Annotated in this window: 16 protein-coding genes and 2 pseudogenes; 10 read left to right on the top strand and 8 right to left on the bottom strand. The window is 42.9% G+C overall.

Annotation, left to right across the window (positions count from 1 at the left end):
* Positions 1-52 precede the first annotated feature (52 nt).
* The 9 genes from rcsF to BW947_RS11730 all read left to right on the top strand — a co-directional run bounded on the left by rcsF (position 53) and on the right by BW947_RS11730 (position 9,656).
* Positions 53-433 carry an Rcs stress response system protein RcsF gene (gene rcsF / locus BW947_RS11770; RefSeq protein WP_076499808.1) on the top strand — a complete coding sequence of 127 codons (381 nt, stop codon included), beginning with the start codon at positions 53-55 and terminating at the stop codon, positions 431-433.
* A 185-nt stretch (positions 434-618) separates the two neighbouring features.
* Positions 619-1,353, top strand: coding sequence for a tRNA (N6-threonylcarbamoyladenosine(37)-N6)-methyltransferase TrmO (gene tsaA, locus BW947_RS11765; protein ID WP_076499806.1), 735 nt, complete (start codon positions 619-621; stop codon positions 1,351-1,353).
* Positions 1,354-1,986 carry an acyltransferase gene (locus BW947_RS11760; protein WP_076499804.1) on the top strand — a complete coding sequence of 211 codons (633 nt, stop codon included), beginning with the start codon at positions 1,354-1,356 and terminating at the stop codon, positions 1,984-1,986.
* Between the two features lie 166 nt (positions 1,987-2,152).
* On the top strand, positions 2,153-3,868 hold the full coding sequence (locus BW947_RS11755; protein ID WP_076499802.1) for a proline--tRNA ligase: 1,716 nt from the start codon (positions 2,153-2,155) through the stop codon (positions 3,866-3,868).
* A gap of 239 nt (positions 3,869-4,107) precedes the next feature.
* The gene (locus BW947_RS11750) at positions 4,108-5,241 is read left to right on the top strand and encodes a patatin-like phospholipase family protein (protein WP_076499800.1); all 1,134 of its coding nucleotides are present in this window, start codon (positions 4,108-4,110) and stop codon (positions 5,239-5,241) included.
* Positions 5,242-5,395: 154 nt separating this feature from the next.
* Entirely contained in the window at positions 5,396-5,638 is a 243-nt protein-coding gene (locus BW947_RS11745) for a hypothetical protein (RefSeq protein ID WP_076499798.1), read from the top strand.
* A 145-nt stretch (positions 5,639-5,783) separates the two neighbouring features.
* Positions 5,784-6,491: a YjbF family lipoprotein gene (locus BW947_RS11740; protein WP_076499796.1), complete on the top strand. Its 708-nt coding sequence runs from the start codon at positions 5,784-5,786 to the stop codon at positions 6,489-6,491.
* Between the two features lie 10 nt (positions 6,492-6,501).
* Positions 6,502-7,278: a capsule biosynthesis GfcC family protein gene (locus tag BW947_RS11735; protein ID WP_076499794.1), complete on the top strand. Its 777-nt coding sequence runs from the start codon at positions 6,502-6,504 to the stop codon at positions 7,276-7,278.
* Complete coding sequence (locus BW947_RS11730) at positions 7,278-9,656, top strand: YjbH domain-containing protein (RefSeq protein ID WP_076499792.1); 2,379 nt, start codon at positions 7,278-7,280, stop codon at positions 9,654-9,656. The genes BW947_RS11735 and BW947_RS11730 overlap by 1 nt, the downstream gene beginning before the upstream one ends.
* A 106-nt stretch (positions 9,657-9,762) precedes the next feature.
* Here the strand turns inward: BW947_RS11730 and BW947_RS11725 are convergent, their stop codons facing one another.
* From BW947_RS11725 to BW947_RS11695, 8 genes and pseudogenes are all read right to left on the bottom strand, one after another.
* Positions 9,763-10,857, bottom strand: a complete 1,095-nt coding sequence (locus BW947_RS11725; RefSeq protein WP_076499790.1) for an NADH:flavin oxidoreductase/NADH oxidase — start codon at positions 10,855-10,857, stop codon at positions 9,763-9,765.
* Between the two features lie 33 nt (positions 10,858-10,890).
* The gene (gene rfbC / locus BW947_RS11720) at positions 10,891-11,430 is read right to left on the bottom strand and encodes a dTDP-4-dehydrorhamnose 3,5-epimerase (RefSeq protein WP_076499788.1); all 540 of its coding nucleotides are present in this window, start codon (positions 11,428-11,430) and stop codon (positions 10,891-10,893) included.
* Positions 11,420-11,524, bottom strand: a pseudogene (locus BW947_RS18895) (glucose-1-phosphate thymidylyltransferase RfbA); the annotation flags it as partial. The gene rfbC and the pseudogene BW947_RS18895, both read right to left, overlap by 11 nt.
* A 4-nt stretch (positions 11,525-11,528) precedes the next feature.
* Positions 11,529-11,972: pseudogene (gene glmM, locus BW947_RS11715) on the bottom strand (phosphoglucosamine mutase); the annotation flags it as partial.
* A gap of 82 nt (positions 11,973-12,054) precedes the next feature.
* Positions 12,055-13,095 (bottom strand): UDP-N-acetylglucosamine--undecaprenyl-phosphate N-acetylglucosaminephosphotransferase, encoded by a 1,041-nt coding sequence (gene wecA / locus BW947_RS11710; RefSeq protein WP_076499786.1) that lies wholly within the window; start codon positions 13,093-13,095, stop codon positions 12,055-12,057.
* A gap of 144 nt (positions 13,096-13,239) precedes the next feature.
* A complete protein-coding gene (wecA, locus tag BW947_RS11705; RefSeq protein ID WP_076500038.1) occupies positions 13,240-14,313 on the bottom strand; it encodes a UDP-N-acetylglucosamine--undecaprenyl-phosphate N-acetylglucosaminephosphotransferase in 1,074 nt (357 codons plus the stop codon).
* A gap of 155 nt (positions 14,314-14,468) precedes the next feature.
* Complete coding sequence (locus tag BW947_RS11700; RefSeq protein ID WP_076499784.1) at positions 14,469-14,873, bottom strand: WbuC family cupin fold metalloprotein; 405 nt, start codon at positions 14,871-14,873, stop codon at positions 14,469-14,471.
* Positions 14,870-15,433 (bottom strand): glycosyltransferase family 4 protein, encoded by a 564-nt coding sequence (locus tag BW947_RS11695; protein WP_076499782.1) that lies wholly within the window; start codon positions 15,431-15,433, stop codon positions 14,870-14,872. The genes BW947_RS11700 and BW947_RS11695 overlap by 4 nt, the downstream gene beginning before the upstream one ends.
* A gap of 63 nt (positions 15,434-15,496) precedes the next feature.
* On the opposite strand from BW947_RS11695, the gene BW947_RS11690 reads away from it, so the two are divergent.
* A partial coding sequence (locus BW947_RS11690; RefSeq protein WP_143562240.1) for a transposase occupies positions 15,497-15,731 on the top strand: 235 nt, incomplete at its 3' end.

Here is a 15,731-nt window from a genome sequence, read left to right as displayed (position 1 = left end):
CGGCGCAGCCTACCAAGGTTGCGCAGTTTTCCCCTTAACCTCAGGTCAAACCATGAAAATTATCCTCTCAAGTGCATTAGTGCTCCTGCTCAATGCCTGTGCAAGCGACTACAGTTTTAACAGTAATTTGGATGGTGAGGCGATCAATGACTATTTTAAGGCATCCGATGTCACCCTTTATGAAGGCGATACCTTGCCAAAAGGTCATTACGAATTAAAAGGTTTGGTACAAGGGGAATCCTGTCAGGCCGATCTCAACGGTGCACCCGCGTCATTAGCCGATGCAAGAACCGAAGCCCGCCGTAACGCCGCAGATAAAGGCGCTAATGGTATTGTTATCAAGCAATGTGTGATATTTGAAGAGGCTGCCCAGGGCTGTATTAGCCGCGCCTTATGCGTTGGCCAAGCAATCAAAACAGCTACTGCAGAGTAAATCCTACGCAGAGCAAGCGAACTGCTCGCGTTTCGATGCTCTGAGATTGTCCTACCAACCGCTTAATGGCTAACGCCTCTTATTGACGCTGCATAATTAGCGCTCAAAGATGGGCCTTAATGATGATGAGTTTAGAATGATGAACTTAGGCGGTTGTTATACATACCCTTTTAGGTAATTTTTGCATGACATTTACCAACCAAATTGTTGCAGTAGCGACATGCCGCACGCCCTACAAACAAAAATTTGGCATACCAAGACAACCCGGGCTCGTTGAGGCTCGCGGCTATGTTGAACTTGAACCCCATGTGAATCATATCGATGCGGTACGTGGCATAGAGCAGTATTCCCATCTCTGGCTGCTATTTTGCTTCCATGAGAATCTTGCCCAAGGTTGGAAAACTACAGTCAGACCACCGCGATTAGGTGGTAATGAAAAACTCGGCGTATTCGCCACTCGCTCCACTTTTCGCCCCAATGGTATAGGTCAATCAGTGGTGAAACTGCACGGCGTGGTGCAGCGCAAAGGCAAAGTATGCCTCGAGATTTCCGGTATGGATCTGCTCGATGGCACGCCGATTATCGATATAAAGCCTTACATTCCATTTTCGGATTCAATTATTGATGCTATCGGCGGCATTGCTCAAGACGCCCCTAAACTGATTAGCGTGGTGTATTCCGACAATGCCAAGACGCAGATAGAGCATTACGCCCAGCAAGAAAGCTATACCGATTTAGCCGTGCTTATCCGCGGTGTGCTAGGGCAAGATCCGCGCCCCGCCTACAAAAAAGCCAAAGACGACCCTAAATTATATCAAGTCGCGCTCTATGATTTAGACATTTTTTGGCAAATGGCTGTCGATGATAATGGTCAAGAATACATCTTGGTATTAGCACTCAAACCGGGGAAATGTGGCTAAATGTCAGCGCCCATATCAACAATAGAGCACGATTATCAAAGCCAACACAAGAAGCGCCTATCTTGGATGCCATGGCTGTATTTTTCTTTAAAAGAAAAACATTTAGTCTGGGCAAAGCCTTGGCAAGATCACATTCAAGCAAAACTTTGCGCCCTCGAAACGGTCAGCATCGGTGAGCACTGTTTTATCGCCCCCGAAGCACAGTTATTTGCTGAACCCAATCGTGATATCCGCATGGGTAATCGTTGCATGATCGCCGCCGAGTGTTTTTTACACGGGCCAATCACGCTAGGCGATGAAGTGGCGATTAATCATGGATGCTCCTTTGATGGCGGCAGAGTCGGTATCCAGATAGGTAGTCAAACCCGCATCGCCAATAATGTCACCCTTTACGCCTTTAACCATGGTATGTCGCCAGAGACGCCCATTTATCAACAGCCTGCGAACTCCAAAGGCATTGTTATAGGTAAAGATGTGTGGATTGGCGCTCAGGCCGGTATCGTCGATGGTGTGACGATTGGCGATCACGCTGTGGTTGGTATGGGTAGCATAGTCACTAAAGATGTGCCCGACTGGGCGATAGTAGCAGGCAACCCCGCCAAAGTGATTGGCGATAGGCGTGATAAAAGCTAAAGCGGCCAGTGCACCTCACCAGTTAAATTGCTCTCCTTTAGCTCAGTAATCCTCTCAAAAATGCTATTTGTCTCCCAGCTAGTTGAATTTAACCTAAATCCATAGGTGACATCATCAAAGCAGGTGATAAAATGGCGACCATTCAACTCAAATTTGGACATCGGTAATGCGCGTCAGCAAGTACCTGCTATCAACACAAAAAGAAACTCCTGCCAACGCAGAAGTCATTAGTCATCAATTAATGTTACGTGCGGGCATGATCCGTCGTAATGCCTCGGGCCTTTATAGCTACCTTCCCACGGGTTTACGCGTACTGCGTAAAGTCGAAGCGATTGTTCGTGAAGAAATGAACAAAGCCGGTGCAATTGAAATTCTAATGCCTATGGTGCAACCAGCAGACTTGTGGGTTGAAACAGGTCGCTGGGAAAAGTTTGGCCCTGAACTGCTACGCTTTAAAGATCGTCACAATCGCGACTTCGTACTGGGCCCAACCCACGAAGAAGTGATTACCGATCTTATTCGTAAAGAAGTCAGCTCATACAAACAATTACCGCTGAACCTTTACCAAATCCAAACTAAATTCCGTGACGAAGTACGTCCACGTTTTGGCATGATGCGCTCACGCGAATTTTTAATGAAAGACGCCTACTCTTTTCACCTTGACGTCGATACCATGAATGAAACCTATGAGGCCATGTACACAGCCTATAGCAATATTCTATCGCGCATGGGTTTAGCCTTCCGTCCTGTATTAGCTGACACTGGCTCTATTGGTGGCAGCATGTCACACGAGTTCCACGTTCTAGCGCAAAGCGGTGAAGATTTAATTGCTTACTCAACGGGCAGCGATTACGCGGCTAACATTGAGAAAGCGCAGTCACCCATGCCAACTGAGCCTCGCGGCGCTGCCACTGAAGAGTTGCGTTTAATCGATATGCCAAATGCAAAGACCATTGCTGAATTAGTTGAGCAGTTTAATTTAGATATCACTAAAACAGTCAAAACCTTGATTGTAGTGGGCGCGACAGAAGCAACGCCGTTAGTAGCACTAATTGTTCGTGGTGATCATGAACTCAACGAAGTCAAAGCCGACAAATTAGACTTAGTCGCCTCACCATTAGAAATGGCATCAGAAGCCTTAATTCGTGATGCCATTGGCGCAGGTCCTGGCTCACTTGGCCCTATCGGTCTTAACATCCCTATCGTTATTGATCATAGCGTTAGCGTAATGAACGATTTTGCCGCTGGTGCCAACATCGATGATAAACATTACTTGGGTATCAACTGGGAACGTGACCTACCGACTGCACAAGTTGCCGATATCCGTAACGTAGTCGAAGGCGAGCCAACACCTGATGGTTTAGGTACTTATGCTATGGCGCGCGGTATTGAAGTAGGACATATTTTCCAACTAGGTACTAGCTACTCAAAATCAATGAACGCAACAGTACTTGACGAAAACGGCAAGTCACAGGTGTTATTGATGGGTTGTTACGGTGTTGGCGTGAGCCGTATTGTGGCGGCAGCCATCGAGCAAAACTTCGATGACCGTGGTATCATTTGGCCAGAAGCGATTGCGCCATTTAGCGTGGGCATTCTACCAATGAACATGCACAAGTCGCACCGCGTAACCGATATCGCCGAGCAGTTATACAAAGACTTAAACGAAGCAGGTATCGACGTATTGCTGGACGATCGTAAAGAACGCCCAGGCGTGATGTTCGCCGATATGGAACTAATTGGTATCCCACATACTGTGGTGATTGGCGATCGCAACATCGATGCGGGCGTTTTTGAATACAAAAACCGCCGCACCGGTGAAAAACAAGATATCCCCTTTGATCAACTGCTTGATTTCCTGAAAAATGCCGTTAAAGGCTAAGCCTAAACGCTAGGTTTGATTTAGCGCAATATCGACATACAAACGCACTTGGGCTCAGCTTAAGTGCGTTTTTTATTAATTGCTGACAATTGAGATTTACAGGTGCTTGAAGTTATCTGGATATCACACATCAATAAATCATTTTAATAAAAAATACACTAATCTAAGTTCCTGACTTGCTTTTTATAGCGCAGCATTGCTTTAATCAGATGATTAACATACTACATTGAGTCTGAATATTGCCAACATCAACCGCATTAGTATTAGGTGGCGGCGGCGCCAGAGCCGCCTATCAAGTCGGCGTGCTAAAAGCACTGGTTCAGCTTTACCCACGCAATCACGGCATTCCGTTTAAAATTATTTGTGGCACATCGGCGGGCGCAATCAATGGTACGTCCATTGCCACCCATGCCTCTTGCTTTCATCTTGGTGTTAAAAAGCTCGAATGGGTATGGCGTCATTTTGAAACCCAGAAAGTCTACCACGCATCAGTAATTGGCGTGTTGAGTCATCTGGCAAAAATGGCAATCAAAGGCATGCAAGATGATAAGGTTAATACCGATGCTGGCAGCTTGCTCGATAACGAACCGCTCAGAAAATTACTCAATAAGTTAATCGATTTTAAACGCATTGATCGTAATATTCGCAGTGGTGCACTTAACGCTCTAAGCGTCGATGCCTCTTGTTATAATAATTCTCGCTCGGTAACCTTTTTCCAAGCCACACGCGATCTTGAAAACTGGACTCGTGCAAGGCGCAGCGGCGAACGCATGATGCTCAACACGGAGCATTTACTCGCCAGCTCAGCAATACCAATGGTTTTCCCCTCCATTAAACTCAACCAAGCTTATTATGGCGATGGTTCAGTCCATCAACTCGCGCCGCTTTCAAGCCCTATTCACTTGGGGGCTAACAAACTTTTTGTGATTAACTTAGACAATCCACATAAATATGCTGTGATGAAAGCTGAATATCATCCTAAAACAGCTACCATTGCAGGCCATCTGCTGGATACTATTTTTTCTGACACCTTGAACAGCGATCTTGAGCGACTCGAAAGAATTAATAACACCTTAACTCAGATCCCAGAAGCAGGCCGTGCTAAACTAGCCCTGCATCCGATTAAAACATTAGTGATAAAGCCCAGTGAAGACCTCAGTAAAATCGCTGCCCGTTTCTACGATGACATGCCATGGGCAGTAAAAACCTTACTCAGATTTATTGGTATAGATAGGCAATCGGATTCGAGTATTGTGTCCTATTTATTATTTGAAAAAAACTATACCAGCGCGCTTATAGACTTAGGCTATAAAGATGCCATGGCGCAAATGGATTCAATTAAAGCATTTTTTGACTTAGAAAATACCCGATAGAAATAAAGCATACCGTTTGAATTTTAACGCTAATAATTCCAACTTTAGTATGAGCCAGCTAATCGATTTAATATTGATAAATTTTTTTACATCACTTATTATGTTTTACTAGATTATCTGAGCATTACGTAATTTTTTCAAAAAGGGAATCACCATGAAAAAAACTTCACTAGCACTTATCGTTGCAATGACTGCATTTGGTTCAATGACTGCAACTGCAGCTGAAGGTGAAACAGCAGGTACAAATTCTGGCGCAAGCACTGGCGCTATAGCTGCTGGTAGCATTGCTGCTGCAGCAGCGATTGCTGGCGCAGTTGTTGCCTCTAATAGCTCTGATGGCAACCCAATTACCACTACTGGTACTGGTACTGGTACAACTACTGGCTCTGGCAACTAAGTCAGTATTCGTTAGTAAACTATTAAACAGCCGCCTTATTGGCGGTTGTTTTTTTTAAAGTATTTACACAGCTAAACTCATCACTTAAAACTGTCAGTTTCCTTTTAAATTCGATATTTAATCCCATTGAGAATAAGCAACTCGGATGCGTATACATAAAAAATTACTATCAATCCTTACAATCTCGATTGTATTAATGAATACAACAGCTTGTAGCCAAAGATTTAGTGCCCTTAACGACACCTTAATATTGGCATTTATCGGTGACAATGATGCTGTTCTGTCAACACAACAAGTTAATGATATTCCCTATGCCAGTATTTATGCCAAAATTGACGATGTACCTCAGGCTTTCATTGTACTTGCCCTCGCAGAATCTCCATTTACCTTAAATCAGCAACCCACTCCGGCAGTTAAAGAACTTAAATGGCTCTCAGCCGATAAAGCCATGCTAGTCACAGTCAATGGCCGTTTGGTGAATACACACAATCTGTTAACAGGTGATTTAGTCGCTGTAGAAAGTCAGCAACCCGACCCACTACTATTAGGGTTGCATTTAGACACGACGCCAAAAACGTGGACTCGCACCATTGATTGGCAGCCTGGGTATCACTTTGGCTATAAGGTCAGTTCACATTTTGATTTTATTGCTACAGAAACCATTCTTATCAACGAGACTCCGACTCAAGCACTGCATTACCTTGAATCCGTTGTCGTCGATAATCTGAATATTCAGTATCAAAATGAATTTTGGCTCGCGCCAGAGACAGGATATGTGATTAAGAGCCGTCAAAAGATTGCTCCAAATCAGCCTTTTATTGAAATGACCTTACTCAAATCGTTTGCGTCTTAGTGGAGATATGATGAGATTTTATTTATTACTCTCAGTGCTACTTGGCTGTGTTTTTAGTACCATCGCTCAGGCTGATACACAGGTTTTAGTGACAACGTCATCAAACCAAGATGCACCCGTTCGGCTCCATTATCCTGCTGCGGTTCGACTTGAGCAAATAATACAAGACAGCTTACAACAGCTTCCAACGTATAATAGTGACGCTAACGTCGTCCCCATTTATTGGTTAGGTGCAGCGCTGCTCGATGTTCAACATACTGCAGTTTTAGAAGCAAAACGTAAAGAAGCCCTATCTCAGCTTGCACAAATGGGTGAAGCTGCAGATGACAGCCTCTATATCGCCAAACTTGCGCAATTAGCGCAGTTTTTAAGACAAATAAAACTTGGCCAGCGTGTTATGCAGCGATTAGATTTCGATCTCATTCGCATAACTGACTCATACAATCCGCTCATTACAGGTCGCTTCGAACTGGTTTTACCTCCTCGTCCAACCACGATCTCGATTGTTGGTGCCGTCGCTAAAACAGGCAGTGTGGATTGGCAGTTCAATACCAGTAGTCAAGAATATCTAGCGAAAGCCCAACCATTAGAAAACGCAGACGATAGTTTTGTATGGATAATTCAGCCTGATGGTAAAGCACTAAAACAACCGATAGCGTATTGGAATGCTCAAACGCAAAATATTGCGCCTGGTGCCGTACTTTATGTTGGGTTTTCAGACTTAATAGAAGACTACAGCACATTGAACAACAATATTATTGAATTACTAAGGAATCGGGCTCTGTAATGAATCACCCTACCCACTCTAATCTTACCTTGTGTAAGCTTTCAGCCATTGCTCTTGCCCTGTTTCCTTTATTTCATGCCCAAGCCGATGAGTTGAGTTATCCCCCATTATTAGCATCACAGTCGGACTTTGGCGGGGTTGGTTTAATGCAAATGCCAACGGGGCGAATGGCACCCGAGGGTGAATTTAATTTTGCAACTACCTATAACTCTGAGTATCAGCATTTTTCAGCCTCTGTACAGCTCTTCCCTTGGTTTGAAACCACAGTCCGTTATACCCAAGTACAAGATCTACTCTACAGTAATGATCCTAGTTTCAGTGGTAATACCAAATACACAGATAAAGGCATCGATTTTAAAATCCGTTTATTAGAAGAAAGTTATTGGTTACCTGAAACGTCTTTTGGCGTTCGCGATTTTGGCGGCACAGGGTTATTTGATGGCGAATTTATTGCCGCAACGAAACGCTTCGGACCGATAGATTTCACACTAGGCGTCGGTTGGGGCTATATCGGTAATAGCGGTAATTTGACCTCGGATAAAAAAGATCTCAATAACAATTGCGACCGAGACACCTCTTATGGTGGCAAAGGCGGAGAAGTCGATTATCAACGCTGGTTTAAAGGCTGCGCAGCCTTATATGGTGGTATTGAATATCAAACACCGTGGGAGCCACTGCGCGTTAAAGTGGAATACGATGGCAACGATTATCAATCTGACTTCCCCGTAGTACGCGGTGGCATAGATATGCCACAGGACAGTAAGTTTAACTATGGCTTACTTTACCGCGCAACAAGTTGGAGCGATTTCCACCTAAGTTATGAGCGAGGTAATACTTGGACATTAGGCGTTAGTTTACAAACAAATTTCAATGATTTGCGACAAATTAAGCGTGATACTCCTGCAGATAAATATCAGCCACTTGCTGCAGTACCTATGTCCAATAAAATACCTAACAAGCCATCTGACACAAAACAGAGACAAGATGAGCCTGTAATAACCTCAGTCGATAATGTTGAGCTTGCGATAATAACGCCAGCGCAGCCTTTAACGCAGACCGATACACCAGTACTCGCAACTAATGCCATCAACGCACAAATGCTCAATCAAACTGATTGGAAAAAAGTTGCGGCAGATCTAAGTAGAATAGCGGGCTACGATAATCCTAAAATTTATCTTGATACCCATAGCGTCACTATCGTCGCCAATCAGCTTAAGTACATGGATCGTAAAGAGGCCCATCATAGAGCGGCAACGATACTGGCAAATAACACAGACAAGCAGATGATCACCGAGTATCGTCTGATTGAAACCCGTTATAACCAACCGATAACAGAGACACGTATCGACGCCGACAAATTTGCGCAAGTGGCCACTTACGGTTATATCAATGCTGATATGGCGGATAGCTCCGAAGTCAGTATACCAAGATCACCACAGGGCACATTAGTCACTCAAACCGATGTGGACTGGCTAGATAAGCTCAGTTTTGATGTATCACCGACTATGGTGCAATCATTCGGCGGTTCTGAAGGTTTCTATATGTTTAACATAGGCGCGACGGGGAGCTCGGCCTATCGCTTTAATGATAATTTAGAACTTTCAGGCTCGCTTTATCTTAACCTTTTCGATAATTACGATAAGTTTTTATACGATGTACCACCTGATGGTACCGATTTAAAACGAGTCAGAACACTGATTCGCCAATATGTCCAAGATTCGCCGGTTAGAGCGACTAACTTGCAGCTCACTTGGATGGATAACCTGAGCGATAACATTTATTACCAAGCCTATGGCGGCTATTTGGAAATGATGTATGGCGGTATAGGCAGTGAATTCCTCTATCGACCGCTCAATAGTCAATGGGCCTTCGGTCTTGATGTTAATTATGCTAAGCAGCGTGACCCTGACAGCATGTTCGGTTTCTTCGAGGACGAGCACCAATTTGATCCTCTGACAAATCGCCCCTACAGAGTACAAACAGGAGTGGTGACAGGACATGCCACGGCATATTATCAGCCAGTGTGGTTCCCAAATACGTTGCTTAAAGTCAGCGCGGGCCAATACCTTAGCGATGATAAAGGTGTAACTGTCGATTTCTCTAAACAATTTGATAGTGGCGTGATTGTCGGTGCCTTTGCGACTAAAACAAATCTCTCGGCGGAAGAATATGGCGAGGGTAGCTTTACTAAAGGCTTCTATATCTCGATTCCGTTCGATTTAATGACAATTAAACCGACGCAAAGTCGTGGTTTCCTTTCTTGGATGCCATTAACTCGAGATGGTGGCCAAATGCTCGGTCGTAAGTACAACTTGTTTGATGTAACAGATGCTCGCGCACCTTGGTATACCAAACCGATTGCTGATTCTACAAAGTAATTTATAGATCATTAAAATAAAAAAGGGCAAGAGATTTGATTCTCTTGCCCTTTTTTTGCTAAATAACTTGTTGAAATAATAAACTTATCAATACTTAGCAAAATTTTTATACTATGGGTGATTTCACGGCGTGGGGAGCTGAGCGTAAATATTGTGGCGGCGCCTTAACCGTCGCACCCAGTGTCGCTGCTGCATGCCAAGGCCAATGTGGGTTATAAAGCATGGTACGCGCTAATGCGATAGCATCGGCCTGCCCTTGAGTCAAAATAGCTTCGGCTTTATTCACATCGGTTATCAATCCGACGGCAATCACCGGCATATTCACCTCAGCTTTAATCGCTTTGGCAAAAGGCACTTGGAAGTGTTCTGCTACTGGAATTTGTTGCAGTGGGCTCAAACCACCAGTGCTTACATGAATAAAATCACACCCTCGGGCATCTAATTCTTTTGCCAACACGATACTTTGTACTAAGTCCCAGCCACCATCAACCCAATCGGTTGCTGAAATGCGTACGCCCAGCGCCATTTTAGGTGATACCACGGCTTTCACCGCATCAAATACCGTCAACAATAAACGCAATCTATTCTCTAAACTGCCACCATATTCATCTAGGCGTTGGTTTGATAAGGGAGATAGAAATTGATGCAATAAATAACCATGGGCAGCATGTAACTCAATCGCATCAAGCCCTAAGCGCTCTGCTCGTTGCGCTGAACTCACAAATGCCGCAATAAGCTCATCGATTTCATCGGATGTCATCGCACTAGGTAACGCTGTGCCTTCATTAAAAGACTGCGCAGATGGTGCTATTATTTGCCAACCATTAGGTTCATCAGGCGCGATAGTGCCACCGCCCTCCCAAGGCTTTCGAGTTGATGCTTTACGTCCCGCATGGGCAAGTTGTATCGCCATCGGTATAGATGAATATTGACGAACTGACTTAAGGACATTCGCTAGCGCAGTTTCTGTTTTATCATCCCATAATCCCAAATCAGCATAGGAAATTCGGCCATTAGGCAAAACGGCAGTGGCCTCTAAAATAAGCATTCCCGCACCCGATAACGCCATACTACCTAAATGAATTGTATGCCAATCAGTTGCCTGTCCGTTTACAGCCGAATACTGGCACATAGGGGCAATAATAATACGGTTAGCTAACTCAAGCTGACCTAACATTAAAGGCGAAAATAATAAGCTCATCATCATTCCTTTTTATACACATAGTGAGTGATTTTATAGTGGTGTGCAGGCGGCGCTATCTCTCTCCGATAAAATTGGCATGGCACTTAATGGCCAATCAATAGCAAAGTCGCTGCTATTCCAAGCTAAAATACGTTCATCTTCAGGATCATAATACTGAGTACATTGATAGATAACATCGGCATAATCACTGAGCACATAAAAACCGTGAGCAAAGCCTGGTGGAGTCCACATTTGCAAATGGTTCTCTGCCGACAACACGCGCCCCACCCATTGACCATAGGTTGCTGAGCCGATACGTATATCCACGGCAACATCAAAAATGCTCCCAGCACAGACTCGCACCAATTTACCCTGTGGTTTTTGTTGCTGGAAATGTAAACCACGTAAAACATGCTGCTGCGAGCGACTATGGTTTTGCTGCACGAATATAGGCGGCTTAAATCCTTTAGCCGTAAAACAAGCATCAAAATAGGATTGCCTGAACGTCTCCATAAAGAACCCTCGTTCGTCCCCAAATACTTTAGGTTCAAACACCAGCACTTCGGCCAACTCAGTTTCACTACATTTCATCAAACACCTGCTTATCGAGTAAACCGAGCAAATACTCACCATAACCACTTTTGAGTAAAGGCTGAGCTAATTTCACTAATTGCTGCGTATTAATTCGACTTATCAGAAGCTACAGACCATATCATATTCTGATTAAGCGCCTGTCCTAACAATGCCTCGATTTCCAAGTTTTTGTGCATCATTGAACTTAGTGCCGGAATTAGAAAAGAACTTAATGCCATTATCGTAAAATGGATTGTGCGATGTGCTGATCACCACCCCAGCGTCAGCACGGAATGTAGAGGCCAAATATGCAACCGCGGATGTCGGCATAGGGCCAATAAGCGCAACATTCACACCCGCAACAGAAAAACCCGCTTCGATTGCCGACTCAAGCATATAACCACTGCTACGGGTATCTTTACCAATAAGTACTCTTTCGTTCCACTAGACGCCAGCGCAGTACCCGCAGCCCAACCTAGCTTCATCGCAAAATCAGGCGTAATAGAAAACTCACCGACCTTACCTCTAACACCGTCAGTACCAAAATACTTCCTAGACATAAAAAATCCTTTAACGAATGATAAAAAGCAAAATGCCAATTCAAATGAATTGGCATTTAAAACAAACTGCTTATAAAAGCTATTATCTACGAAACCAAGTCAAAAGTTGCCATACGTTCGATAAAGCCCAATTGTAAGCCGCAAAAATAGCTAAAAATGTAACAAACATAATCGATTCAGGAACATGAGCAATCTCAGCTGCTACACCGATAACAGCAAGCAATAAAGAAGCTAATGAAATACGGATCAATGTCTGCTTACGATTGTAGCCAGCACGTTCGAATATATGATGCAAATGATCTCTATCTGGTTTAAAAGGCGACATGCCTTTTTTTACACGTCTATACATAATTGCGGTCATATCCATGAGCGGAATAGCAATTAAATATAACGCGGTGACAGGGCTAAACACACTCGTGTCGGGTTGAGTACCAATTACAAGCATCCAGACGACAGTCAAACCGATTAGCATACTGCCGGCGTCACCCATGAAGATTTTGTCGAAAGAAGGAAACGGCCATTTCAAATTAAAAAGCAAGTACCCAACAATCGCGCCAATAAACAGCAGAGATAACATAAACCAGCTGTTACCAGCCCAATAAAACAAAAAAGCCAACGATGAAAAGGTCACTAAACTCAGCATACCCGCTAAACCATCAATACCATCAACCATGTTAAAAGCATTAATAGCACCAATTACAGCTAAAATAGTAATAACAACACCGACATAGCCTAATTTAAATTCAAAAAAATGTAGAATGTGACCAAATGATGTTAAATACAGTCCTGCACCAAAGATCAATATGGATGCAGTGATCACCTGTGCAGCCATTCTCACCCGAACAGAAAGATCATACTTATCATCGAGTACACCAAGAAAAAGGATTAAAGCTGCGGATATCAAATAAAGGTTAAAAATTTGGCTTTGCTCTATCACAATGCTCGAAACCAATAGCACACTACAATAGATAGAAATGCCACCAATCAAGGGGATAGCACCAACATGTAACTTACGCTCATTCGGTAAATCAACTAAGCCAACCCGTTGAGCAATGGGGTTAAACACTTTGATCGCAACACAAGTTAAGCAAAACACAGTAAAAAGCGGTATGAGGTATTCCATAATCTCTTCCTTAAGCCAAATACATCATTATAAAAATGACTTTAATAACATTTTATTTCAAAAAAATGACACAGGATTATAGCAGTAACAGATGAAACAGATAAGCCATGAAGGAACAGAAAATGTACTGTTCGATTTAAGCCATTAAATAGACTTAGTAAATTTAAAGTCTCTACGCAAAAATGCAGTAATCCGCCATACATTATTCATAACGATAAAATACAAAGTAAAAGTGGCTAAAAAAGCAAAAAACATAATATTTTCATTCACTTTAGTGAGCTCTGACCATATACCAATTGCAGCCATAATGCTCGCTGCAGCGCAAATGAATAACAAAGAACAGTGAGACGACATACCCAAACGTTGACAAATATGGTGCAAATGCTCACGGTCTGGCTTAAAGGGAGATTGCCCTTTACGAATCCGACGGATCATAATGCACACCATATCCATCAGCGGCAGTGCAATAAGCCAAAGTGCGGTAACAGGGCGGATAGCCGTAGCTCGCTCACCTTGGCTGGCAACAATCAATAGCCAAATTACAGTAAAGCCGATGAAAATGCTGCCAGCGTCTCCCATAAACACTTTAAAACGTTTACCAAACGGAAACCCTAAATTCAGCATGATGTAAGGCAGCATTGCAGTCACTAGCAGTGCGCAGAAGACGGCAAAGCTGTGCATCCCATACAAATAAAACAGAAGCCCCAAACCACCAAAGGTGACGGATGCTAAACCACCGAGTAAGCCATCGATGCCATCGACCATATTAAAAGCGTTGATTGCACCAATCACAGCAACCACGGTTAACACATAGCTGGCAACTTCAGGGATACGTATCGCATCGCTACCCATTAAATAGCCCAGGTTATGTAAACTTCGCTCACCAAGCACAATCATCATCAGCGAAATGACAGCCTGAATAACAAGTCGCAACTTAAAACTAATATCATAACGATCGTCAATCACACCGATGACGACAAGAATAAAGGCACAAACCATAAACAATTTTGGTGAAAGCAATAGCTCAGGAATTAAAAGCAATGCTAGCATGATGGTAAAAAAAACCGAGATCCCTCCAACTAAAGGGATCTGGCCTGTATGATGCTTGCGCTCATTAGGCTTATCAACTAAACCAATTTTTTTTGCGATCTTTCGAAAGACAAACAAACAACTAAAAGAGATAAAAAAAACAAATAACACGGCGATATTTTCTGACATAAAAACCATTAAAATCAATCAATCAATCAATCAATCAATCAATCAATCAATCAATCAATCAATCAATCAATCGTAAATGGGACTATTAAACAGATCTAAGCTAAAAATAAAATTTATCAATATAAATCTGCATTAATAGTCGAATAAGTAACAAATTACCATTTTGGAAATACTTTTGCGAATTCTGGTTTAAAAGGCCCCTCTTTAATCTCCACCAACAATGCTCTATCAGACATACATTCAACACTATGAATATCATAAGGATGAAGTTCAATAGACTGAATATCACACCCATCACCGACTAAAATACTTTCTTTCACAGTGCCATCAGCATTATATAACTTTAAATGAATCTCGCCTTGAAGAACCAAAAACATTTCCCATTGGTGAGCTAACACATGGTAATGAGGCTCAACATAACTTCCTTTAATCATTGCAATATATAAACGCTGAACTTTATCATTAAAACTCGTATGTAGATTCAAATTCGTTCTTTTTCTAGGCGATAACTCCGCCTGTTGGAACAAACTCTCTAATTGCATAGATGAAAAAAATCTCACCGTGCGCTCCGTAAAGCACCTAATATATATTGAGCTATCGTTGTTACGGAAAACTCACGTTCAAGTAACAAATAAGATTTCATGCCAAGCTTTCCTCTTAATTCATGAGCATCATAAAGCGCAATAGCGTTATTAAGCAATCCCTCATCATCGCCATTAATAGTAATAAAACCTGCATCATTTTTATTAATCAACTCTAGTAAATCATTACCTGCATTCACACTACCTAAAATAGGCAACGACTGAACCATATAGCCAAGTAGCTTACCAGGGAAATTATGCGCGGTGTGCTGAGATGACAACGAGAAAAGGCCAATGTCAATCTCTGCCAAAATTGCTTTAAACTCATTCTGATTAACAGAAGGTAGATAAGTAAAGTTTTCAAGCTTCCAGTCGTTTGCCATCTTATTGATCAGTTCTACTTCATCCCTCTGCCCTACAAAAAGGAAATGCGCATTTTTATATTCACGCATTCCATTAGCCAAGCGCATAAGGTTAGCCATATCTTGTGCATGACCAATGTTGCCGCCATAAAAGTAAATAACCTTGTGTAGTGGCATAGTGAATTTGGCCACCTAATAAGAAATGTTATGATCTCATTCATAGCGAATTTAGGTGACAAAATGAATAAAAGTAAACGTGCACGATATAGCGCAGCGATTAAGCTCGAAACTGCCCAATTAGTCATTGACCAGGGCTATACACAAGAAGCGGCAGCCAAAGCCATGAACGTAGGTAAATCAACGGTCAGTAAGTGGGTAACGCAGCTTCAGGTCGAGCGCCAAGGGATTGCTCCTAAAGCCTCACCCATGACGCCTGAGCAGATTGAAATAAGGGCACTTAAACGAGAAATTGAGC

The sequence above is a fragment of the Shewanella morhuae genome (assembly GCF_900156405.1).
GTDB classification, from domain to species: domain Bacteria; phylum Pseudomonadota; class Gammaproteobacteria; order Enterobacterales; family Shewanellaceae; genus Shewanella; species Shewanella morhuae.
This window is presented reverse-complemented; position numbering and strand designations above follow the sequence as displayed.